Consider the following 24,959-nt stretch of genomic DNA (forward strand, 5'->3'; position numbering starts at 1 on the left):
ATCTGCTATTAATGCCTGCGCACTAATCGAAGAATTGCTGCACAGGCTGCGCCGGTGTTATTGTCGCCACTATAAAAGCCAATGACCTTGCCTTTTACCCCATAAACATCGGCAGCATAGACTTTGCCATCCGCCAAAAAAGCTATGGGTTTATACTTTACTCCGTAGTTATCGGCATTAAAAATGGTTTTGCCTTCTATGTAGCCAACCACGTAGTCTTTTACCTCATAAACATCGGCCGAATAGATCTTTCCGTCCTCTATAAAACCTACAACTTTTTTACTTAGGCCGTAAGCATTAGCAATATAAATTTTGCCACCATCAAAAAAACCACAAGGGTTGGTGTTCCTTAGCTCGTAAGTATCGGCAGCATATAGGGTTTGAGCATGGGCAGACATTGCCCAAAACAACATCGAGAAGAGTATAGCGGTTAAGGTTTTCATTATAACATAAATATAGTGTAAAAATCACGACAAAATAGTATAACTAATCTCCAATCACTAACCTCTAATCTCTAAAAACCTTACCTTTGCGCCACAAATACTACTACTATGCAATATGATGTTATCGTTATAGGTTCTGGGCCGGGTGGTTACGTAGCCGCTATACGTTGTGCCCAGCTTGGTTTAAAAACAGCTTGTATTGAAAAATACGCCACCTACGGAGGCACTTGCCTTAACGTAGGCTGTATCCCCTCAAAAGCGCTGTTAGACTCGTCCGAGCATTTTTATAATGCGGGCCACACCTTTGCTACCCACGGTATTAACCTTAAAGACTTAAAGGTTGATATAACCCAGATGATGAAACGTAAAGTTGATGTAGTGGCTAAGAACACCAGCGGTATCAGCTTCCTGTTCAAAAAGAACAAGATTGACGGCTACCAGGGTATGGGTTCGTTTAAAGATAAAAATACCATCATTATAACAAAAGAGGATGGCAGTACACAGGAGATTACCGCTACTAACGTCATCATTGCTACCGGCTCAAAACCATCAAGCCTGCCTTTTATTAAGATCGATAAAAAACGTATCATCACATCTACCGAAGCTTTGTCTTTGCCTGAAATTCCTAAACACCTGATACTGATTGGTGGTGGTGTTATTGGCTTGGAGTTGGGTTCGGTTTATGCACGCCTGGGCGCTAAAGTGTCGGTAATTGAGTTTATGGATGGCATTATCCCAACCATGGATAAAGCTTTAGGTAAAGAGCTGCAAAAGGTTTTACAAAAACAGGGCATGGAGTTTTACCTGGGCCATAAAGTAACCGGCGCTACGGTAAAAGGTAAAGAGGTTACGGTTACTTTCGATTCGCCGACCGGCGAGAAGAAAGAGCTGAAAGGCGATTACTGCCTGGTAGCTGTTGGCCGTATTGCTTATACTGACAGTTTAGGTTTAGATAAAATTGGTTTAACCGTTGAAGAACGAGGCCGCAAAATTACGGTTGACGACCATATGCAAACCAGCGTTAAAGGTGTTTACGCCATTGGCGACGTGATCCGCGGAGCAATGCTGGCCCATAAAGCCGAAGACGAGGGCACCTTTGTTGCCGAAAGCATTGTCGGCCAAAAACCGCATATTAATTATAACCTGATACCGGGTGTGGTTTACACCTGGCCGGAAGTTGCCGCAGTTGGCCAAACCGAAGAGCAGCTGAAAGAAAAAGGCGTGAAATATAAAACAGGCTCGTTCCCTTTCCGCGCAAGCGGCAGGGCAGTAGCCAGCGGCGACCTGGATGGTTTTGTTAAAGTATTGGCCGATGCCGGTACCGACGAGATCCTGGGTGTACATATCATCGGTCCACGTGCGGCAGATATGATTGCCGAGGCTGTAGTAGCCATGGAATATCGCGCCAGCGCCGAAGACATTAGTCGCATGAGCCATGCGCATCCAACGTATACTGAAGCATTACGCGAAGCTTGTTTAGCTGCTACAGATAACAGACCGATACATATTTAATTTCGGATACCGGAATTTCGATTTCGGATTTGATTTTTAAAAAGACCTGCCAATTTTGATGGGTCTTTTTGTTTATTTGACTGATTTGCTATCTTTAACAAACGCAATCCTTATCTATGAGCTTTTTACCTAACCAAAACTTTAGCATCATCACCAAATTAACACCGGCCGAAGTGCAGGTAAAATTAGACGAGATGGTAGGCGCACAAAGCTTCCAATTTAGCGGGTATGCAGCCGACGGTATTTTTAAACTGCAGCCAATTAACGGTAATCAAAACTCATTTGTACCCCAGGTAGAGGGCATTGTCGAGTCCTTAGACGGCGGAAGCCGTATACATGTACGGATACATATGCCAAAAATTATGTCGATAATTTTGATGATAGCGATTGCGCTATTGACCATAACACTTGTTTTGGTAGTAGTAGATTTAGTAATGTCAAAAACGGGGCATACCACTTTCTTTCCCTGGTTAATACCGATTTTGGTCTATATACCTTTGATCAGCAGGTTCCGGACCGAAAGCAAGAATACCAAAGAAACCTTGATTAACAGCTTTCAGGGCGAAGAACGGGCGTTTTAGATCACCGGCTTTAATTATTATTAAACAAAAAAGCCCTCCGCGGATGCGGAGGGCTGGGATTAACTATATAATATCATTACTTACTTTGCAATTTGGCTCTTAATACTTTGTGAGCGCCGCCGTTTGCACAGAATATATATAAGTAGCCGTCATCGCAATATTGTATGCCGCCGATGATATTACCTGCAGGTATAGCATATTTAGTGAAAGTATTACCGTCATCCAACGATATATTAATGTTGTCATACCCGTACATCAGATAACCACCGGTGGTTTTAACAGAATTTACCTGATCATCATTTACCTGGGTCCAGGTGTCGCCATGGTCGATAGATTTAAAAAGTCTTTTTTGGCTTGGCTGAGCGCGATCATCTCCCGGATAAAATACAGAAAATACATTATTGCCGGATGCCGCTAAAACATCATAATATCCGTTGGAGGCGTCGAAAGTGTTACCTACCTGTCCTCTTGCCGTGGTCCAGTTAATGCCATCGGTTGATCTGGTTATGGGCAGGTCGATGGGTAATGTGAAAGGTATACTATAATAGTAACCACCGGCTGCCTGGTTAAGATAAATACTGCTGCCTGCTGCGTATTGATTGGATCCTGGATTAACGGAACTTTGGGTATTCCATGTTGATCCTTTGTCAGTCGACACGTATGCAGTATTGTAATCATGAGCGACGATTTCGTTATCTTTAGTAGTTACACCCAAAATAAAAGTGGGTACATTCTGCGGTATGTAGAGACTTTTCCAGGTTAAACCATCTTCAGATCGATATACATGTCCGGCACTGAGCATATAAAATGCGTTTGTTCCATTTGTTAGTGAAGAGGCTCCGCCAAAAGAAATTCCCAAACTGGAATAAATATCAGTTACAACTCCATTTTTGATTCTGAATAGATGTGGTATAATGGGATCGTTTACGGGTACAGAATTGGCAAAAACTACCACACTATCTGCTGATGCCGACATAACAATATCGCCTACGGCAGCAGGCGTGTTTAATTCTTCCCACGTTAATGACGCTGGTAAGCCGATAACTTTAAATGGCTGACTTGCAACTGTGTGTTTGTTAATAGTAACTTTTATGGGGCCAGAAGTAGCGCCTTGCGGTACTACCACTGTTAATTGGGTTGCGGTTGCGGTTTTTACTGTAGCCGGGGTTGCGTTAAATAACACCGTATTGTCTGTTGTAACCGTACTAAAGTTGGTGCCGGTTATGGTAACCGTTGCGCCCGGTAAAGCTTCTGAAGGTGTGAAACCAGAAATAGTTGCCGTTGGAAGATAGGTGAAGGTGACATTGCCGGTAACATAATCGCTGTTTTTTACTTTAACACTGATTTGCCCGCTGGTACCGTTTTGAGGCACTTTTACTGTTAATTGAGTTGCCGTGGCCGATACTATAGTTGCGGCGGTGCCATTAAATTTAACAAAATCTTCGGCAAGTACTGTGCTGTAGTTTGCTCCGGTAATTGTAACAACATCGTCTGCAAAACCACTATTTGGCTGAATACTTACAATGGTTGGAGTTGTTGGGCCGGTGTTACCTGTGGTACCCGTAGTGCCGGTTGGGCCGGATGGATTAGGGTTTTGACCGCTTTTACTGCATGATAGCAGCATTGTGCAGAATAGTAGTGCGACGCTTGCCAAAAACATCGGCTTTAAAGTAAAATTCATATATGGTGATAAGGTAGTAAAACTAGAGGCTAATATACTCTGTGGATTATAAATATCAACCCCCAAATTAAAATATTTACGCTATGTATTATATACAAAAAAGCCCTCCGCGGATGCGAAGGGCTTGGATAGGGGTATTAAATTTAGTTGAGAGAATTATTATTGAATAGCCGCACGGAAAATTTTATGCCCTGTTGCGTTGGCGTTTGATGTACAGAAAATGTAGTAATAACCATTTGATTTTTCCATACCATAAATACTGTAACCTGCAGGGGCAGCGTACTTGGTATAATTAGAACCATCCTTAGCTAAGTTAAAGGTTAGGCCGCCATACATAATCTCATTACCCGAGGTTTTTACCGCATAAACTGCTTCGTCGGTAACTTTGCTCCAGCTATCACCCTGGTTGGTTGATCTGAACAAGCGTTGATCGGCAATGGCCGGCGATGCTGACGGTGGGGCATAGATTAAGAAAACACCCGCACTATTATGTGCCCTGATGAAATCCTGTTCGCCAATACCATAAAGGTAATAGCCGGTGTTGCCTTTTGTTATTACCCAGGTTTTTCCCTGATCGGTAGAACGATAAAATCTTTTGGCTGTTGTGCCGGTGGTGTTAGCTGTGGCATCAACGGCAAACCAGTATTTACCGGCAGCGTCGCTGGTAATGTAATCTAATCCGGCTTTTGATACTATGGCGGATTTTGTCCAGCTTACACCGCCGTCGGTAGACGTGTACAGAATGTTTGAATTGATAACATTTACAGTTTTACCCACGGCAACAATGCCGGTAAAGCCCATGTTTGGGTTGTCGGTATTAGGCGTTAACTTGGTCCAGGTACTACCGTTTATTGATTTAGCGATACCTAAATTAGTGGTAATATAAAACGCCGAATCGTTAGCGGTTACCAACCTGATCTCTAACGCGGTTTTGCTGAAAGGTAAGGCATCGTAAACATTATTAAAGGCTGTGCCGTTTGTAGTAAGGTATAAATAATTTGATTTTAGCCCACTTGCAAATATTGTTTTGGTACCAAGCGTTGCTGTTTGGTTATAAGTTGAAATAGCGCCGGTAAAGCCAAGTGGCTGCCATGCAAGAACAGTAGGAATTACCAGATCAACGCTCGAAGCAACAGTACGTGCGCCAACAGTAACCGTAATATTTCCGGTGGTAGTTTTGTCTGGTACTACAGCACTTATCTGAGTTGCGCTGGCTGCAATTACCTTGGCTACTATACCCTTAAATTTAACGATATCATTAGCCGCAGTTGTAGAGAAATTTGTTCCTTTGATAACTACAGTATCTCCAATTTTAGCAACTGCCGGTGCATATGATGCAAAGGTTGGCGGTTGGGTAAAGGTGAAAACCGGACCGGTTGCCACATCGCTATTTTTGACCTTTAAGCTAACAGCACCTGTAAAGCCGCCTTGTTTGGGCACTAATATTTTCATTTGGGTTTCTGTTATAGATATAATCTTGGCAGGTGTTGTCATACCGTAAAATGTAAATACGTTGTCTGCAACCCTTGAAGGACTGTAATTTACGCCGGCAATAGTAACGGTATCGCCAGGCGAGCCAATTGTAGGCGTCATCACCTCGATAGTCGGCTTATTAGAAAGCGGCGTTGGGTCAACGATGGTTGATTTGTCTTTAGTTGTTGCAGCGTAATTGATCACGGTAAAGCTTCCGGTAGACGGGAACTCGCCACTAATGGGGTTCATGAACTTGATATTCCATTTTACGGTAATGTTTTTATCATTGATCGTAATGGTAATGGTTCCCGAAACGGCATAATAAGTTTGGCCTTCGTTTGAGTATTTAATATAGCTTTGGGTAGTGGTTGGCGTTGCACCCGTGCTGTTAATTCTTACAGAAGGGTTGCCTGGATTTGATGAAGTGCCTAATTTTTTGGTGATGGTTTGAGTGCCGGTTTTAACATCGTTAATAAAGAAATTTAACTGGTCGTTCTGGGCGGTGCTTAGTGTAACATTTGTTGACATGGCTTTTACCGCATCGCCATCAGAAGAATAATAAGTTGTTGAAAGTGAAGATTCGTTGACTGTAATGGTCCGGCCGGCAACAACACCTGCAAAATTAGTTGTAGCATCTGTTGATGTGGTGGGTTTCGTGACAGCCTGTGTGTCTTTTTTACACGAGCCCATGACGGCAATAAGCAGCAGCAAGCCGCCTACTTTTAATAGGGGTTTTTTAATCATGACTTGTTTTTAATTAATTAGGTTTATTAAAAATTCTATCCAAGTATAACGAGAATGTTACAACATTTCCAAATTTTTTAATATTATTTTAATGCTTTAAGTATAAATAATATTAAAAAAATAACCTGGCAATAATATTTAATTATTGGCTGTCGTCGCGGATGAGCCTGAAAAAATCATCGCGATAGGTTTCGCCAATTGGGATAGCCTGTTGGCCAATGTATAACTGGTTGCCATCCACCAATCTGATCTTATCTATAGATACAATATATGATTTGTGTACCCGGTAAAAAGGTGGCTGTGGTAATTGTTTTTCGAGGTCGCGTAAGGTTTGATAGGTAATAATACGTTGCTCATTAGTAAATACTGATATATAGTTTTTTAACCCTTCTATATATAATATGTCGTTATGGTTTATTTTTAGGAACTTATTTTTGCTTTCGCCTTTAACAAACATATAATCGGCAGTTGCAGCAGGTGGGGTGGACGGAGCGGGAGCAACAGGCGCCGGTGCCACCGTTTGTTCGCTCGCCGGCGATAGCAAAGCAAGTGCTTTATTGGCGGCTTTATAAAACCTGTCGAATGCGATGGGTTTCAGCAGATAATCCACCACATCATGCTCGTAACCTTCCAATGCATATTCGGGATAAGCCGTGGTTAAAATAACCTTGCATTTGCTGCCCAATAATTTCAAAAATTGGATGCCGGTAAGATCTGGCATCTGGATATCCATAAACACCAGGTCTATGCCGCCTTGTTGTATTAGCTGCAACGCCTCGATGGCGCTGGTACAGGTAGCAACCAACTCCAAAAATGGAATTTTTGCAATATGATCGGCAATAATTCTGGTAGCGTAGGCCTCGTCATCAACAGCAATACAACGGATCATTTATTGGGTTTTTATCAGGTAAATATAGCTAAGAATGTTACAGATCTATGCACAGCGTTACTGAATAGGTTTCTTCGGCGCTGCTGATCTTTAGCTCATGGCGGTTAGGATAAATCAGTTCAAGCCTGCGGCGGATGTTAGGCAGGCCGATACCTGTCGAGTGATCTTTCTCCTGCTTGTTAATCTCGTTATTCACGATAAATAGCAGCTGGTTACCGGTAACTTTCAGATTGATTTCTATCGGCTGTGCCGGATCATTAACTACGCCATGCTTAAAGGCATTCTCTACAAACGGTACCAAAATCAGCGAAGCGATGCGTTTGCCTGCTATACCGCCATCGATATCAAAATCAACAAAAAAATGATCCTCAAAACGCATTTTAAAAATGCTGATGTAATTGTGAATGTATTCAACTTCTTTTTGCAGGTCCACGGCGCCATCTGCACTTTCTGTAAGCATATATCGCATTAACTGCGATAGTTTAACTACCGCACCAGCCAGCTCCTCAGATACCGGGTAAGCCAATGAGTAGATGTAATTTAACGTGTTATACAAAAAATGCGGGTTGATCTGCGTTTTCAGAAAAGCCAGCTCAGCCTGGACCTTCTCTTCACGCAATGAGCGGTTTTCTTCGCTTTTTTTAAGAGAATCGAAACCCAGGTATATCGCCGCGCTCAGTATAATGGCCGATGAGCCGTAATACAAATTATCAGTAATGTAATAGCTGAGCTTTACACCCGCGTCATAGTTTTGAATATGGAAAAGAATGTTGTATAAAACCTGTTCGATTAAGTAGCGGGACGCGATGAAACTGGCCGTAGCAACAGCAATACCGCCAATAAGCTGCGGTATTTTACCCTTGTTAAGGAACTTTGGAAACACCCATAAGTAGCACACATAAAACTCAATCATCTTCACAAAGATGAAGGAGTAAATAAATTTGAGATTGTGCCCAACCGACGGATCCATGTATTCGCCGATGATTACATAGGCCCAATAAAGCGCCCAGCCTATAATATGGTAATTGCGTTCCTTTTTTGTCATGATATAAAAGTAGTGCAAAAGGCAGCGGGCTGTTAAAAATTTATCCCAACCCCTTGTTTTTTTATGTCAACCGGTAAAATAGCTTTTAAAACGGTATTTGATAGCTGATGTAGGGTTGGGATAATATAAAAGCGGGTTGGGATCATAATATTTCATAGCGATTTGTGCTGATGCACCTTTGGATCATCAAAACGAAACACAATGAAAAACTTTACGATCTCTTTAATATTATCCATCATCAGCACCGCAACCATGGCGCAGCAAGGAACCATTAGCGGCAAAGTAACCGACAACAAGCAAGAGCCATTGGCCGGCGCAACCGTGCAATTGCTGCACCTGCCCGATTCGGCCAAAGTAGCCGCCATCGCTGCCGACGCCGACGGCGCTTATCACTTCACTAAAATAGCAGCGGGTAAATATATGGTCAAAGCTGCGCTGGTAAGCTACCCTGCAGTAAGCTTTAAAGTTATTTTGGTTGATGGGCAAGCGGTGACCGTACCCACACTGGTGTTGGTCGAGCAAAAAAGATCATTAAAAGAAGTAACGGTGTCAGCCACCATACCGCAGCTGGTGCAAAAGAGCGACCGGCTGGTGGTAAATGTAGAAAAGCTAAACACCACCGGCGATAACGCGCTGGACGTGATCAAAAAAGCGCCCGGCATCCGCTTAGATAAAGACGATAACATTCTATATCGCAACAATGCAGGCGTTACCGTTATGATAGATGGTCGCCTAACCTACATGAGCGGTGGCGAATTAAGCAATTACCTGAAATCATTACCCGGCGATGCTTTGAGCAAGATCGAACTGATTGCCAACCCTCCGGGTAATTATGATGCAGAGGGTACTGCAGGGATAGTCAACATCATCCTGAAAAGAAATAAAGCGCAGGGTTACAACGGCAGCGCTAATTTAAGCGGCGGTTATGGCAAGTACGGTAAAGTTTATGGGGGTGCCAATTTAAATTACAATACCGGAAAATTCAGCTTTTATACCCGCGCTAATTCCGGCTATTTCGACTCGTACAATAAGCTGACGCTGAGCCGCCATATTGGTGATGAGGTGTATAACCAATTAAACTACTGGCATCCAAAATCGGTATCGACAGATTATACCGTAGGGGCCGACTACCGCGCCGGCGACCGCCACACCATTGGTATTATGCTGAAAGGTTTTAACGACCCTACCAACGCTGCAGTAACCAGTAATTCGGTTAATTACGATGCCGCAGGCCAGCAGGCGGGCAGTGTAACCGGTGTAAATCCACAGAAAACGGGCAATAACACCTATAGCGTAAACCTAAACTATGCTTTTGCTATTGACACTATGGGCCAGAAATTAAGCATGGATGCCGATTATGTGACCAGCAATGCTTTTGAAAGTGATATGTACACTAATAACTATTTTGATGCCAATGGATCGCTAATAGGCGCACCTATACAGTTACGCAACAATAGCCCGGTTAATTACAATATCAAGGCTATAAAAGCCGATTACGTATTACCATTTGGCAACCATTGGCAAGCAGAAACCGGCGCAAAAAGCAGTTGGGTAAGTACCCACAGCAATGTAATGTTCGACTCCTTGAAAACCAACGGTTGGGCGGCCGATCCAAAACGAAGTAATGACTTCCTGTACAACGAAAACATCAACGCGGCATATCTAACCTTAGGCAAAACTATCAGCACCCAATGGGATGTAAAAGCCAGCCTGCGTGCCGAGCAAACCAACTCTACCGCTAACTCTATGTATGGCGCCGAGATTGTAAAACGCAGCTACTGGCAGTTTTTCCCGAGCGCGTTTGTAACTTATAAGGTTAATGGCGATAATCAGTTAAATGCTTCTTACAGCCGCCGTATTAGCCGCCCAAGCTATGGTAGCCTGAACTCGGCCATCCGTTATACCGATCCATATACCGGCATTCAGGGCAACCCGTATTTGCAGCCGTCTATCTCGCAATCTTTAGTGTTCAACTATACATACAAAAGTTTTCAGATATTAAGCTTGAGCTATTTAAATGTAGACGGACCGGTAAACACCGTGATAAACCAAAACGATGTCACCAAAGAAAGCATCAGCACCTACCAAAATCTGGGCAAAAGCACAACAGTTACCGCAACATCGGCAGGTACGTTTAACGTGGTTAAATGGTGGACGGTTAATTATGAGTTGGATGGCGAATACGATAAAGTGAATACCATGGTCGACGGCACGCCCTACTTAAACAGTCGCTTTTCATGGTCCGGCAATATGGATCAGGTTTTCATCTTGCCAAAAAACTATAAGCTGACTTTATCGAGCCAATACAGTTCGCCTTCTATAATGGGTTTGTCGCGGATGCTTTCGGCCTCGCAAATTGATGCGGGTATCAGCAAGACCAGTGCAGATAAACGTTTGACCGTTTCGTTCAAAGCCAAAGACATCTTCTTTGGCAGCCGCTGGCGCAGCATTTTGCAATACAATAACGTAAATACCGTGTGGAACAATGAGTGGGAGAGCCGCAAGTTCTTCCTGGGATTGAGTTACAAATTTGGCAACACCAAACTTAAAGCAGCCCGCAGACGCGAAACAGGTTCGAGTGCCGAGGAGCAAAGAATGTAATACCTAAACCTCAGTTAATAGTTAGAAAGCCTTGGGTTATTTTGATCCGGGCTTTTTTGTATCTTAGTATTACCAATTGCCTAAACCATCCTATGAAAATAAGAATCTTTATTTACAGCTTTTTTTGTTTGATGGCGATGAGCATGGGTAGTTGGGCTCAGGATATAAAGCTTGATGATATTACTAAAATACAATTTGTACATTATGGCAGTTTTACCTCACCCTTTGTACGCGTAACCGAGGTTTTGCCTGAGGGTAAAGCATGGAAGTGTTATCAGCTAAGACGATATGAGGAACGGCCGAAGTTTATCAAAGACTCTACCCGGCGGTTTGTCAAAACAATTTCTTTAAAAAACCTCAATCAATTACTTAAATATATTAATCATCCTGACACCCTGGTAAATCTTAAACAATTTAAAATCTCAAACACAGAATTGAAGCAGTGGGTAGATACACTGCAAAAAGAAGAGAAACCGGAGTTTGAATATGCCAAAAAGGCCAACATGTCTTCTCGTCGGGGCGATAGCATAGCTGCCAATTTAACTGACGAACAAAAGGTGTATTTCAAAAAAATAATTGATGCGGGACTTGCCGTTAGCGATGCGTCATCAAAAGCGCTCCATCCGATGTCGTGGGACGATGCGCATTATTATTGGATAATTTTCACGCACAAGAATAACCTGACAGACACTATAGAAGCTTACCAAAAACCGTTTATTTTGTACCATTTGCCCTGGCGCATAAAGAACAAAAAAAGCTATAATCCGCATCTTACGGAATTGTTTGAGTCGATGAATGCCAACAATGATTTCATTAAAACCGAGCAAGCCAGTCTTAATTACCGCATTGACCTGGAAATATTTCAGAGATGGGTGGCTACTCCTGCTTTTTGGGAAGATTATATCAGGCGGCACCCCACAAATTACGCCTTGTTAAACAAAACGTTAATGCCTGCATCCCTTTCCTCAAATGGCGGGAGCGGCTTTCTTAAATCATCTTTACTGCCCGCAAATGTGCAATTAAGCTTTGGGTTTTATTATGCTCCTAATGATACCTTAAATGCCAATTATAATAATACTGAAGAAAAACAACTGGTAGACGTATATCACAAGGGGAGTTTCCTGTTGGATTATTTAAAAGCAAATCCTAATGATATAGCTATTACTGAGAGAGCATCGGCCGATATCATTAATCAGATAAAGACGATTTACCCCGCCATAGCTCAGTATGATCTCAAACAAATTCATTTGCTCAGCGTGTGGCCAGATATGTACCGCAGTTCATTACTCGACCTATCGCTTTGGTTGTTATTACCTGATGGCGCAGCAATTTTAATACGTTTTAGCGATGGAATGATATCAAGAGGTGATAAGATTTTCGCCGGTTTTAAATCGACAAAAAGCACGCACAACGTTTGCCTGGTGTTTGATAATGATGGAAAACGCATATTCGGCGACGAATCAGAATTTAAAATTAAGCTACCCTAGGGCCTTCTATCTATGAAACCAAAATTTTTTATTTACTGCTTATTTTGCTTCTTAATACTGCATTTAAACGCAGTTGCGCAGGATATTAAATTACAAAACATCATAAAAATAACTTTTGATGAAGGGATACCTGATAATAACCTCTACCCACATAAAACTGTAGAGGTTGTGCCCGAACAAGGTCAATGGAAATCTTATCAAACGGTGTATTATACGACATATGATCCTAAAACAAAGAATCCATTTAGCGACAGCACACGCAGGTTTATAAAAATTATTTCGGCAGATACATTGACCCTGCTTTTGGATATCATATCAAAAAAAGATACTACGGTTAATGAGCGCAACTTCAATATCAGTATAAACCAACTCATTAAATATACTGATACCGTTGACAAGGAAATTAACCCGCAACAAAAACAGCGGTTTATTGACGCGATAGAAAACAAATCAATTGTTCACGATGCGTTAATGAGTTGCGTTTTTCCAATCATGCGGATTAGTAGTGACGGTGGGGGCGGCAGTTCCATTGTCATTAAAACAAAAGATGGAAAAGATGTAGGCATTAGTAAGATGGAGAGCTCTTTTATTAATGGTTTGCCTTGGGGTAACAATGAGGAGAAGCTTTATGACCCGCGTATTACAGATATATACTATGCTGTAATGAACAACGTAAAAGAGGCTCAAAGGGAAAGAGGGTGGATGTATAGATGGATAGACAAAATGATTTATCAGAAGTATTTTCAAACAGCATTTTATTGGGAAGATTTCAAGATAAAGCACCCGGAAGTTTATGCATCATTTAAAGGCACACTTACGCCGGCTCGGTTAGTGAAAGGGAACGGAGTAACCGGTGATAGCTATGTGTCATCACGGTTACCGGCTTATGCACTAATTATTTTTTGGTTACACGATAACTTAGACAGCGCGATCTATAAATACAAAAGCTATGAAGACACTGTAGTTAGTGTTTTCAAGAAGCGTAATTTTTTGTTTGACTATATTAAAAGTAAAAAAGATACGAGAGTATATGTCTATGCCGGCAGAATGGCCGGAAAGAATGCCTTAGGTTATGTCAGAGAAATAAAAGAATACTATCCGGAAATAGAAAAACTAAACCGTTACAAAGCGCTACTGATTGCTTGTATGAACCCAAATAAAACATCTTCCAGGTGGATGATACTACCTAATGACCAGTTGTTGTTGTTAGATTATACAGGTAAACTGGTTTACACGGCGGATGGAAAGTTTGATGGATTCGTCCCTGACTCCGGTGTCACAAGGCATCATGTATGTCTGGTATTCGACAGCAAAGGAAACCGAATTGGCGGAAGTGACAATGCTAACGTAGGCAAATATTAATAGCTGTCAATACCATCAGGCATTTTCTCCAAATTAATTCCGAAATTCGCCCCCATGCTGCAAATCCAACAAAACGTATCGTTAATAAACTTTAACACATTTGGGGTTGATGTTAATGCCCGTTATTTTGTTGAGATCAATCACCCCGAGGACCTGGCCGAATTGTTCATGGACCCGCAATGGCAGCAAATCGAGCGATTAGTAATAGGCGGCGGCAGCAATATGCTGCTCATCAAAGATTTTGAAGGGCTGGCCATCCACATGAATATCCGTGGTATTGAGCATCGCATTAATCACCAGGAAGTATTTGTTGAAGCTGGTGCGGGCGAGGTTTGGAACGACCTGGTAAACTACTGCGTGCAGCGCGGCTTTGCCGGGATGGAAAACCTAAGCCTGATCCCCGGTTCGGTAGGGGCATCACCTATCCAGAACATAGGCGCTTATGGTGTGGAGCTGAAAGATGTGTTCAGCAGCTGTAAAGCGTTCGAAATAGCAACCGGCAATTTCCGCACTTTTAGCAAAGTCGACTGCGGTTTTGGGTACCGTGAAAGCGTTTTTAAAAGTGAGCTGGCGGGGCAGTATATTATTGTGTCGGTAAAATTCGATCTGTCGCTTACGCCAAACCTTAATTTAAAATATGGCGCGATAGAGCAGGAACTGGAAGTTCGCGGTATCACTAATCCTACTATAAAAGATGTTTCGCGGGTAGTATCGCATATCCGCGTAGCTAAACTGCCCGACCCGTCAACAATAGGCAATGCCGGAAGCTTTTTCAAGAACCCGGTTATTACCACTGCCCAATTTGCACCCATCCAACAACAACATCCCGACATTATAAACTACCCCGCTGGTGATGGCCTGGTTAAACTGGCTGCCGGCTGGCTCATTGAACAATGCGGCTGGAAAGGTAAAGTAGTTGGAAATACGGGCACCTGGAAGAACCAGGCCCTGGTTTTAGTGAATCATGGCGGCGCTACTGGGCAGGAAGTGTATAACTTTTCGTCGCAAATTATAGACAGTGTGTACACCAAATTTGGTGTTAACCTACAACGCGAAGTTAATATTATCGGTTAATTTTCTTAAGTATTATGTAAGTGCGGGTAATGTAATCCTATTGTCATGCAGTTTTGTGTTGATTTTTTATTTCATGTAATGTGTTGATAATCATGTGTTTGATTTATTTATGGTGTATTATGTACACTTTGTAAAGGATCTGTAGCAAGTAGTTTTTGGCCTTTAACCGGTTTGGTATAGTGGTATGGCGTTTGTCTATAAACCAATACAAAACATTTACAGATGACAAAGATTGAGTTTAACACCCTAGTATTGCGTCAAGCAAGTTCATTAAGGTCATACGCCTTACATTTCACTCACGACGCAGATGATGCTAACGACCTTGTCCAGGACACGATGTTGAAAGCCATAACTTATTACAATAAGTTTAAAGAAGGCACTAATTTAAAAGGATGGTTATATACCATTATGAAAAATACCTTCATCAACAACTATCGCCGTTTTGTTAAAATGAGCACTTTCGTTACTAAATCAGACGAGATCTCTTCTCCAAACCTGGTTTTTAGTTCAACTAAAAATCAAGGCGAAGCTAAATTTGTAATGGATGATATTAAAAAAGCGCTTGAGCGTTTACCCGAAGATTATTACGTACCCTTCACCATGTATTTTGAAGGCCATAAATACCATGAAATTGCCGATCATTTAACTATACCTATCGGTACCGTTAAAACCCGTATCCACGTGGCGCGTAAACTGCTGAAGAAAAACCTGAAAGCTTACGATAATGGTGTTAAAAAGCCAATCTACGCAGAAAATTAAGGATTAATCAACTCAACATATATCAAAGAAAAAGCCCGCTCTCAAAAGCGGGCTTTTTCTATTTTTAACAAATACGTCATTGCGAGCGAGGTACGAGCGTCGCAATCTCTCGCCGACATACTAAGCAAATCGTCCGGAGATCGTCACGCTCGTACCTCGCTCACGATGACGAGATGGTGAGTAAGAACATTAATGATCAATTATGTTGTCATTCTGAGCGCTAGCGAAGAATCTTATCCGCTTTACTAATCGCTTTTAGAAGATTCTTCGCTATGCTCAGAATGACAAAAGGGTTCCATTATTTACTGTCCACTTTTTAGTTCACCTCTACAACGGCCGTATTATCATCAGTATTACGGTCAATTAGTTTGTAAATAGGATCAATACCTGCACGTTCAGGTTTGTCTTTTACAAAAGCGGTAACCGTGGTTTGGAATTTGGTAAACTTTTCACGCTTCAGGTAGATCAACTTTTCCTGACCATTCACCATGCTGAAGACACCTATGTCGATATAATCCTTAACCGGCGTTTCTTTTTCGTTGCCGGCACGGTCTGCATAATACTTAACAGTTTGTACCGGGATGGTTACCAAATAGCCGCCTGCCACTTTTTTGGCCGTAGGTTCAACTACACGGTTCTCAAACAGGGTGATCTTGCTGTACAGGTCGTCCACGACGTATTTAAGGCTGTCTGGTGTTACTTCTTTAATGTAGCCGGTCAGCACATCAGTAGTTGGGTACTTGTCGCCGTTCCCGTAGTTAGCCAAAAGTTTGCGCAGGGCTTTGTTCATGTTTTCTTCGCCGATATAGTCCTGCATGGCAAAGTTGGCCAGCGTACCTTTTTGGTAATGTATGTAAGCCTGGTTATCGGTTTGGTCGAGCGGGTTCTCATTCTTCTTCTCAGTAGCGCGGCCGCTTAAGTAGCCATCCAGCTCATATTTAAGGTAACGGCGCAGTTCTTCGGGCTGCAAGGTTTTTTTCAATAGCATCAAGGCACTGTATTGCGCTAAACTCTCAGAGAACATGGCGCTGCCGACCGTATTTGCCTCGGCAACCTGGTGACCCCACCATTGATGGCCCAGCTCATGTGCGGTAACATAATAGGTCATATCCAGCTTCTCCGGTTTTTTGCGGAAGATAAAACCAATGCCCTCAGAAAACGGAACCGTATTAGGGAACGACTGTGCAAACGTGCGATACTTCGGATATTCGATGATCCGCATCTGGTGAAACAAAAACGGACTGAAATTCTTACTGTCGTAATCTAAACCATTCTTCAAGGCCGTGATCATGGTGTTTACATTGAACGGATGATCTTTATGGTAATAGATCTCCAGGTTCACGCCGTTCCATTTGTCGTGTTTAACCTCATATCTGCCTGATATGATGTTGAAGAAATTAAAAATCGGTTTATCCATTTTGTAATGGAAATAGGCGCGGCCATTTTGCATCCATTTCTTTTCCAGATAGCCGGGTGATATCGCGATCTGATCGGGCGCAGTACTCAACGTCAAATCCAGATTGGTACGGCCTCGTTCGCCAAACAAATTAAGTTGGCGTGCAAGGGTATCGGTGCGTTTAGGCAAACCGGCTTGTTCCTTCAGACCGCGCTTTTTGCGCTCGTCCGTATCGCCAAGTTCATTGCCTCGGGAGTAGCCCAGCGTGGGTATAAAATCAAAATTATTAAAGAATGTACCGTTAACCACATAAGTGGTATTGGTATCGCCATTAACAAAACCGTGGTTAACCCGCTGGCCCACCAGGGTCAGTTGTATCGAGTCGCCGGGTTTTAGTGGTTGTTTTAATTGAAGCACTTTGAAGCGATAATCAGGGTACTCTTTTACCAATTTAGTTTCTGCATTAAACTTCAGGGTGGTGTAATGCACCATATCGTCGGTAGGCTCTTGCACCAATAACTGATTGATAGGCGCGTTAAACAAATTTTTATACTTAATGACGATGCTGAAATTCATGTTACCTTTTTCGGGCACCAGGTCTATGCTGCCTTTGGTATCCACTACACTTGGTTGCAATGCCTTATCGTAACGATGTTTAAGATCCTTTTCGTAGCGGGCCTGCAGGTCCATATCGTTCTCGCTATTGCGATATTTATTGCGGATGTTAGTATTGATGTAATAAAAGCTGCCTGCTCCTAAAGCAAGCATTAAGCTAAGTATGGCAAACACCAATTGCGCCCGGCCAAAACGCTGACGGCTGTTAGCCATTCGCGCTTTAAAACTGGTATCAGTACCCCGCTGATAAAATAATACGGCTACAAGCAGCAAAAGCCCACACACGCCTATCCAAAATAGCTTCAGTACCCAGAATTTTTCCAGCTCGGCGGCAAAACCGTTCATGTCTGAATACGTACCTACGGTGCCGCTGTTTGGCGCAAGCAGATTGTAAAATATTTTCATGCGGCCTTCAAACAACACGAAAATGTAGAACACTATACTCACTGCATAGCCCACAAATTTATTGCTGAAAATGCTTTGAATAAACATGGTGATGGCCATATAGATCATTACGCCGATATAAACCCGCAGTAATAATACTTTCAGGTATACGCCAAGCTCTATTGTACCAAAGCCCCTGGTAATTTGCATCAGGGCGCCTATCGGTATCATAGCGATAACATATAGTAAAAGCACCGCGCCCATGGCCAGGTACTTACTTACAATAGGCACTGCGTAGCTGGTAGGCAAAGCATCAAAGATCTGGTTAAAGCGGATCTCTTTTTCTTTCCAGATCAGCTCGCCCGAGTAGAACAGTGTCATAATGATAATGACCAGGATCACTTCGCCGGCCACAAACTCGGCCATGAGTGATGACAGCGGATAAAGCTCTTGCCCGTACCATGAGGTTGCATAAGCCGCATCCATGGCTATGAGCACCAAACCTACACCGGCAATACCCAGAAAAGGTATAGATCTGATAATCTCTTTAAAATAAAGCTTGGTTAACACAGTCACCTGGCTAAACCAGGTGGAGGCATTATAAATTGGTTTACTAAAGGGGATAGGTAGCGTATCTGCAACGGTAATGGCCTCTTTTTGAAATATACGCTTTTTAAACAAGCCCGTATAAACTGATCTGAATTTGAAGACCGAAAAGGTGATAATCATGAACACCAAACCAATGCCTATCCATATCAAACGGTTAATGAGCAGCAAACCACCGAAGGGGACAACTAAGGTATTTTTCTCGGCTACCGTCCAATAACGGGTAATGGCGTTTACGGTGTAGGTAGCAAAGGGATCGGCAAGAGCGGCTTTGTGCAGATTTTCAACGTCACCAATTAAAGTGGTGGTTATGGCGTATATAGCTACCAACACAATTGACTGCAGGTATACAAACAGCATTTTACGGGTTAATGCGCCGATAGCAAAGAACAGGCACGAAAACACAAACATGTTGAGCACAATAACCGTTAACCAGGGCTTTACGTACTGATAAAATCCTACATGAAGATACTTGGAATGATCTCCCCATGGTTTAGAGCAACCCAGCCAGGTGCCCCATAAAAAGCCGCTGCTCACAATCACCAGGATTAGGAATGAGCCTAAAAACCGACCCAGCAGGTAACTGGTTTTGTTGATATTGGTAGTAAATATCAGCGACTCCATCTTATGCTCAAAATCGCGCAGAATGGGCACACCCATAATGGCCGAGGCGATGAACAAGCAAGGGATTAAACTAAAAATACCGGCTATGTTGAACAACACTACCGATGCATTTTGTTTTACCTTACCGGTGGCACCGCCAAACTGTATAACGTCTGGCCAGGCCACTGCGGCATAGGCCAGCAACACCACCATACCGAAATAGATATAAGTAGCGGGCCGGTTAAGGCGATACTTAACCTCAAATTTTATGACTTCCAAAAGCATAACGATACGATTAAACGGTTAATGCCTGAGGTTGACTGCCGAAGATATAAGAGAAATAAACATCCTCCAGATCGGGGTTGACCAGTTCGAAACCGTCCTCGGGTTTGCTGTCAGACAGCACATGCAGTGTAGGTTTGCCGGCTACCAGTTTATCTGATATTACGTTGAGGCGTTCTTTATAACCTGTCGCCAGGTCGCGGTCAACACGCATACTCCAGATCTTGCCTTTTAAATCGCCTAATGCTTTTAGCGGGTTGCCCTGCATCAGTACCTGGCCCTTGTTGATGATGGCCATATCGGTACAAAGCTCTTTCACGTCCTCTACAATGTGGGTGGATAAGATCACGATAGTTTCATCGCTTAGCTCGCCCAAAAGGTTTAAAAAACGGTTACGTTCGGCAGGGTCGAGGCCTGCAGTAGGCTCATCGACAATAATTAGTTTTGGGTTTGACAACAGCGCCTGTGCAATACCAAAGCGTTGCTTCATACCACCCGAGTAACCTGAAAGATGTTTCTTTTTATCGTTAAATAAATTGGTTTTATGTAGTAAAGATGCAACCAGTGCTTTACGTTCGCTGCGGTTAGTGATACCTTTTAGTACGGCAAGGTGATCCAGTAAATCCTCTGCAGATATTTTGGGATACACGCCAAACTCTTGTGGTAGGTAGCCCAGGGTTTTGCGTACATCGTCTTTTTGACGCAGCACATCTATTTCGCCCAGCGTAATAGTGCCCGAGTCAGGCTCCTGCAGCGTAGAGATGGTACGCATCAGGCTTGATTTGCCGGCGCCGTTTGGCCCCAGTAAACCAAACATACCCGAGTTGATAGTTAAATTAATGTCTTTTAGCGCCTGGACGCCGTTAGCGTAAGTTTTTGAGAGGTTTTTGATGATCAGTTGCATGTGGTGATGGTTAGTTGATGCAAGATATCAAAAAATCAGCTAAGTTATCACCGCAGGTTGTGAGGCGGCAGGTTTTGTCTTTTATTTGTCCTGGTAACTACCAAATACTTTCACTAATCTATCCGGGTAGTCAGATATCAAACCGTCCACCTCCATATCGGCCAAAACTTTCATTCTCGCTTCGTCATTTACCGTCCAGGGGATAACCTGTGTATGGTTTTGGTGTGCCGAAGCAACCATGTCGGGCGTCACAATCTTTTCTTCGGGACTTAAAATAGTAGGAGTGAAACCTAAAATTTTGATGCTGCCTTCATAATCGCCTTTTGAGATCAGGAAAGCGGTTTTAACGTTCGGCATTGTCTGATGCAACACCTGCAAGGTCCGCGGGTCGAACGATTGGATGATCACCCTGTCGGTAATATGTTTTTGGTTGATGACAGCCATGAGTGTTTGGACAAACACGGTTGGTATGGGGTTTTCAATGCCGTCTTTCCCAAAATTACTTTTAGTTTCGATATTATAATATACCGGTTTAAGATGATGCGTCTTGGTGTAGTTTTCTACGCTGTCAATCAGTTCAGATAACAGCGGTTTATAGGTTTTAACCTTTTGCTGCTCGGGGAAAGCCGGGTAATCTTTAACACCCTCGATAAACTGTCGGATGTCGGCATAATTCATCTTCAGCAGCATGTATTGTTTCTGCTCGTCTTTGCTTATCTCGCTGCCATCAGGCTTGAGCATAAAAAGCGAATTCATATCCGGGTCGTGCGATACCACAACTTTGCCATCGGCAGTGATATAGGTATCTAGTTCCATGGTACGCGCGCCAATGCGCACGCCGTTCATCATAGATTGCGTCGTGTTTTCAGGCATTAAACCACGGCCGCCGCGGTGCGCTTCGGTATCGAAAGTTTGCTGGGCTTTGGCCGATAAAAATCCGAAGCCGATAAAAAGTGTCAAAAGGTATTTCATAGTATTATGATTTGTGCGCCACCCATTTAACGGCGTTGCGCAACAGTGTTTGATAGGGAATAATGTTGTGCGATGCATCATCATGGCCAAGCGCTATGCAAACAATACGCGTTTTTGGATTTTTAACGATGAAAACCGAAGGATAAACCACATCCGAGCCTGCCACATGGTTACTAGCCAAAACTTCAATACCCGGACCTAGAGGATCAACCACGTAATGATAACGCTCGTCTTTCAAGTTAAAATGCTGCTCAACGCCTTTGGTAATGGGATGATTTGGGTTAACGATATCCTCGTCAAAGCTGCCATATTTATCATGTGCCTCGGCGCCGCCGCTAACTAATTGTCGGTTGTACTCCGGCCAATCCTTCCAGTTATACCAAAGCCCGGGGTGACCCAATACTAAACCCTTGCCGGCATCCACAAAATCAAAGATCGCTTTGCGCGATGCTGCATTTATTGGCTGATTGGTTACCAGGTAAAGCACATCGGCCGACTTTAAATAAAAACTTATGGAATCTGTATTGCTGGTGTAAACAACCGAGCACAAACCATCGCGCTCCAAGGTAGCGGCGTCTGCCTGTTTGTACCAACGATCAAAATCATGCGAAGTGCCCCCGCCAACAATTAACACACGGATTTTTTTAGCCGATGCTGTCATCGGCACAACAAAAAATAGCATTGCTGCAAATAATAGTAGGAGTGGTTTATACTGGCGGATTCTCATTGGCTTGTTGGGTGCTAAGGTAAATGATGGGTGTTAAATTGGGGTTAAGTTATAAAATTGTGTTGAAAGGAGTGAGTGTAAAAGTTATCAAAAAGTTCTGTCATTTCGACCAACGGGAGAAATCTATACACAAGCTAAGCACCATTGAATACTCGTGTATAGATTTCTCGCTAGCGCTCGAAATGACAAGTATATTGGATACTGTCTGTCTGTTACTTAACCAATAAGCAACTAAAATCGACTTTTAACGTTTAATCAATTATGAACCTACGTTTTAGTTTAATCTTGTTATCTACTGTCGCGCTCTTATCTGCTTGCGGCAAAAAAACAGATACCGGCACAACCAACACTGGGGGTAATAATAACAACGGTGGCGATAATGGCAATAATAATGGAGGGAGCACTAGCTGTACCGCCACCCTGGCCGATGCCGAAAACATAGCTATTTTCCCTGCCGATAACGCCTGGAACCTGGACGTATCCGGCGCAGCGGTGGACCCGTATAGCAGCCAGATCATTGCCACTTTTAGCACCTCTAAAGTGAAGGCTGACTTTGGCGCAGGCTTATATGAGAATGTGCCCATTGGTATACCTTATATCGTGGTTTGCGGCAGCCAAGCTAAAGTTTCGGTAACTTTTAGGGCTAATGACGAAGATGGTAATTATGGCGACGAAAGCGACCCGGGGCCGTACCCGATACCGGTTAACGCACCTATAGAAGGCAATGGCACCGGCGACGCGCATGTGATTGTAGTAGACAAAGACAACAAGAAATTATATGAATTGTATAATGCCAGCCACCTCAATAATCAATGGCAGGCATCAAGCGGGGCGATATTCGACCTTACCTCAAACACCCTGCGTCATGACGGCTGGACATCTGCCGACGCGGCGGGTTTGCCCATCTTCCCCGGATTGGTGCGTTACGAAGAAGTTTTAAAAGGTACCATTGATCACGCTATTCGTTTCACGCTGCAATCGGCTTATGTTAAGCCGGCTTATATAGCCCCGGCAAGGCACAGCGTGGGCAGCAAGGGCGGCCAGTATTCTTTGCCGTTTGGCGCTAAGATCAGGTTGAAAGCCAGCTTCGATATCAGCGGTTATTCGGCCACCAATAAGGTCATTCTTGCCGCCATGAAAAAGTATGGGTTGATCCTGGCCGATATAGGCAGCAATATGTACATCAGCGGCGCGCCTGATGACCGCTGGAACAATGACGACCTGCAAAAACTGGGCGCTATCAACGCATCGAACTTTGAGGTAGTAAAGTTTAATTAGAATCCTGGTCTTTACCTGTATTTTTGGGTGAGACTCTTTTTTTGTAAATTGCTTAAAGCAAACCAATTACTATGAATAAAGTCAACACCCTGTGGCGGGCATTTTACAGCATCGGAATCGTCGGTATAGCCGTTTTGCAATTGGTAAAGGGCAATTTTATGCCGGTTATTATACCGTCAAGCATCCCTTATTTACCGGGCTGTTTGCTCTGCATCTGGGTGGTTAGCCTGTTATTTATAGTGAAAGCGATTTTAATAGCGGGCTTTGAAAAATATGCACGCAGCTCAGCTTTGTTTGTCGGCGTTTTTCTGTTGATCTTATTTTTAGCCTTACACCTACCTTACCAGGTCGAAACAAACATGCATTTTTTGGCCGGATGGTCAGACGCGTTAAAGATCCTTGCGTTGAGTGGCGGTGCTTTTGTTGTCGCCGGCTCCCTTACTAACCCGGTTGCGGCCCATAAACCGGGTTCATGGGTAGCTAAATTGATTCCTCTTGGGCGTTATTTCTTTGCCATAGATATTTTAGTTGCCGGTATTATGCACTTTTTATACATGCCTTTTGTGGCTATGCTGGTACCCGCCTGGTTGCCCTGGCATACGTTTTGGGGATACTTGGCAGGCGTGGCGCTAATTGCGTCGGCGCTGGGCATTATCCTGAATATACAACTTAAACTAGCTGCCAATTTACTGGGAGCGATTATATTTATCTGGTTCATCACCCTGCACATCCCCCGCGCCATAGCCGACCCGGTGAGTGGTAATGGCAATGAGATTGTGAGTGTATTTGAAGCATTAGCTTTTAGCGGTATTGCATTTTTGATTGCGGCGAATGCGAAAGTGAAGCGGGCGTAGACCCCACATATCGTGGAGAATTCATCCTGATTCCCAGGCTTCGGGATTAGCGCTAATAACCTGTCATTGCGAGCGTAGCGTGGCAATCGCAAGGAGAACAGTAACGCGTGCGGTTGCCACGCTACGCTCGCAATGACAGGTCTTCTAAGTTATAAGAAATTATTGTCGAGAACTATTCATGCTCCCCAATCACCGACAAAATATTCCCTGCCGGATCTTTAAACCAGGCAATGTCCGGGCCGTGGCCATCGCCGCGCATAATGCCTTTGTCGTCAGTGTTTAAATACTCGTTGTGATATTGTTCAAATTTTACGCCTTTTACAATCAGGGCGTCAACCGCGCGCTCCAAATCGGGCATTACAAAGTTTAATACCGTAAATGTAGCCGGCTGATGATCGGGCTTTGGGTACATCATTACGGTGCCGCCACCTTTAACATGCAGCTCTGCCACGCCCATAGGGTTATCAGTTACCTGAAGGCCTAAAACTTCGCTGTAAAACGTTTTTGCAGCTTCCAGGTCATTGACCGAAAAACTGCTGAATGTATTTGAATCGCTGAACATAATCTTTTGGTTTTTGCTAAGTTAATTTACCTGTTGATGAGGCGTACTGGTTATAAAAGCCAATTGTCGGGGTCATTTAAGACTTTAACATCTGTGCCTTCCATTAGTTTCTGCAAATGCCATAC

General features: G+C 43.3%; 19 protein-coding genes. 9 read left to right on the forward strand and 10 right to left on the reverse strand.

The window, feature by feature from the left end; translation table 11 throughout:
• Positions 1 to 8: 8 nt before the first annotated feature.
• Positions 9 to 443 (reverse strand): hypothetical protein, encoded by a 435-nt coding sequence (locus HB679_RS12360; RefSeq protein WP_214072289.1) that lies wholly within the window; start codon positions 441 to 443, stop codon positions 9 to 11.
• 108 nt (positions 444 to 551) lie between these two features.
• Between HB679_RS12360 and lpdA the strand changes: the two genes are divergently transcribed.
• Positions 552 to 1,955, forward strand: a complete 1,404-nt coding sequence (gene lpdA / locus HB679_RS12365; protein ID WP_214072290.1) for a dihydrolipoyl dehydrogenase — start codon at positions 552 to 554, stop codon at positions 1,953 to 1,955.
• A 116-nt stretch (positions 1,956 to 2,071) separates the two neighbouring features.
• On the forward strand, positions 2,072 to 2,536 hold the full coding sequence (locus HB679_RS12370) for a hypothetical protein (RefSeq protein WP_214072291.1): 465 nt from the start codon (positions 2,072 to 2,074) through the stop codon (positions 2,534 to 2,536).
• Between the two features lie 76 nt (positions 2,537 to 2,612).
• Here HB679_RS12370 and HB679_RS12375 read toward each other — a convergent pair whose 3' ends face one another.
• The 4 genes from HB679_RS12375 to HB679_RS12390 form a co-directional block, all read right to left on the reverse strand.
• Positions 2,613 to 4,217, reverse strand: a complete 1,605-nt coding sequence (locus tag HB679_RS12375) for an IPT/TIG domain-containing protein (protein ID WP_214072292.1) — start codon at positions 4,215 to 4,217, stop codon at positions 2,613 to 2,615.
• A gap of 159 nt (positions 4,218 to 4,376) precedes the next feature.
• A complete protein-coding gene (locus HB679_RS12380) occupies positions 4,377 to 6,434 on the reverse strand; it encodes an IPT/TIG domain-containing protein (protein WP_214072293.1) in 2,058 nt (685 codons plus the stop codon).
• A gap of 142 nt (positions 6,435 to 6,576) precedes the next feature.
• Positions 6,577 to 7,323 carry a LytTR family DNA-binding domain-containing protein gene (locus HB679_RS12385; protein ID WP_214072294.1) on the reverse strand — a complete coding sequence of 249 codons (747 nt, stop codon included), beginning with the start codon at positions 7,321 to 7,323 and terminating at the stop codon, positions 6,577 to 6,579.
• 37 nt (positions 7,324 to 7,360) lie between these two features.
• Entirely contained in the window at positions 7,361 to 8,368 is a 1,008-nt protein-coding gene (locus tag HB679_RS12390) for a histidine kinase (protein WP_214072295.1), read from the reverse strand.
• A gap of 201 nt (positions 8,369 to 8,569) precedes the next feature.
• On the opposite strand from HB679_RS12390, the gene HB679_RS12395 reads away from it, so the two are divergent.
• From HB679_RS12395 to HB679_RS12415, 5 genes are all read left to right on the forward strand, one after another.
• Positions 8,570 to 10,969, forward strand: a complete 2,400-nt coding sequence (locus HB679_RS12395; RefSeq protein WP_214072296.1) for an outer membrane beta-barrel family protein — start codon at positions 8,570 to 8,572, stop codon at positions 10,967 to 10,969.
• Between the two features lie 92 nt (positions 10,970 to 11,061).
• Positions 11,062 to 12,456 (forward strand): hypothetical protein, encoded by a 1,395-nt coding sequence (locus HB679_RS12400; RefSeq protein WP_214072297.1) that lies wholly within the window; start codon positions 11,062 to 11,064, stop codon positions 12,454 to 12,456.
• Positions 12,457 to 12,468: 12 nt separating this feature from the next.
• Complete coding sequence (locus HB679_RS12405) at positions 12,469 to 13,818, forward strand: hypothetical protein (protein ID WP_214072298.1); 1,350 nt, start codon at positions 12,469 to 12,471, stop codon at positions 13,816 to 13,818.
• A gap of 54 nt (positions 13,819 to 13,872) precedes the next feature.
• The gene (murB, locus tag HB679_RS12410) at positions 13,873 to 14,892 is read left to right on the forward strand and encodes a UDP-N-acetylmuramate dehydrogenase (protein WP_214072299.1); all 1,020 of its coding nucleotides are present in this window, start codon (positions 13,873 to 13,875) and stop codon (positions 14,890 to 14,892) included.
• Between the two features lie 222 nt (positions 14,893 to 15,114).
• The gene (locus tag HB679_RS12415) at positions 15,115 to 15,651 is read left to right on the forward strand and encodes a sigma-70 family RNA polymerase sigma factor (RefSeq protein WP_214072300.1); all 537 of its coding nucleotides are present in this window, start codon (positions 15,115 to 15,117) and stop codon (positions 15,649 to 15,651) included.
• Between the two features lie 316 nt (positions 15,652 to 15,967).
• On the opposite strand, the gene HB679_RS12420 is transcribed toward HB679_RS12415, so the two are convergent.
• The 4 genes from HB679_RS12420 to HB679_RS12435 form a co-directional block, all read right to left on the reverse strand.
• Positions 15,968 to 19,540 carry a M1 family aminopeptidase gene (locus HB679_RS12420; RefSeq protein ID WP_214072301.1) on the reverse strand — a complete coding sequence of 1,191 codons (3,573 nt, stop codon included), beginning with the start codon at positions 19,538 to 19,540 and terminating at the stop codon, positions 15,968 to 15,970.
• 10 nt (positions 19,541 to 19,550) lie between these two features.
• Positions 19,551 to 20,441, reverse strand: coding sequence for an ABC transporter ATP-binding protein (locus HB679_RS12425; RefSeq protein ID WP_214072302.1), 891 nt, complete (start codon positions 20,439 to 20,441; stop codon positions 19,551 to 19,553).
• A gap of 81 nt (positions 20,442 to 20,522) precedes the next feature.
• The gene (locus tag HB679_RS12430) at positions 20,523 to 21,413 is read right to left on the reverse strand and encodes a glycerophosphodiester phosphodiesterase family protein (protein WP_214072303.1); all 891 of its coding nucleotides are present in this window, start codon (positions 21,411 to 21,413) and stop codon (positions 20,523 to 20,525) included.
• A gap of 4 nt (positions 21,414 to 21,417) precedes the next feature.
• A complete protein-coding gene (locus HB679_RS12435; protein ID WP_214072304.1) occupies positions 21,418 to 22,095 on the reverse strand; it encodes a ThuA domain-containing protein in 678 nt (225 codons plus the stop codon).
• Between the two features lie 306 nt (positions 22,096 to 22,401).
• Between HB679_RS12435 and HB679_RS12440 the strand changes: the two genes are divergently transcribed.
• Both HB679_RS12440 and HB679_RS12445 read left to right on the forward strand, forming a co-directional pair.
• On the forward strand, positions 22,402 to 23,418 hold the full coding sequence (locus HB679_RS12440) for a hypothetical protein (RefSeq protein ID WP_214072305.1): 1,017 nt from the start codon (positions 22,402 to 22,404) through the stop codon (positions 23,416 to 23,418).
• 71 nt (positions 23,419 to 23,489) lie between these two features.
• Complete coding sequence (locus HB679_RS12445; protein WP_214072306.1) at positions 23,490 to 24,272, forward strand: hypothetical protein; 783 nt, start codon at positions 23,490 to 23,492, stop codon at positions 24,270 to 24,272.
• 172 nt (positions 24,273 to 24,444) lie between these two features.
• Here HB679_RS12445 and HB679_RS12450 read toward each other — a convergent pair whose 3' ends face one another.
• The gene (locus tag HB679_RS12450; protein ID WP_214072307.1) at positions 24,445 to 24,834 is read right to left on the reverse strand and encodes a VOC family protein; all 390 of its coding nucleotides are present in this window, start codon (positions 24,832 to 24,834) and stop codon (positions 24,445 to 24,447) included.
• Positions 24,835 to 24,959 lie beyond the last annotated feature (125 nt).

It is taken from the genome of Mucilaginibacter sp. dw_454 (assembly GCF_018449775.1).
Lineage (GTDB): Bacteria > Bacteroidota > Bacteroidia > Sphingobacteriales > Sphingobacteriaceae > Mucilaginibacter.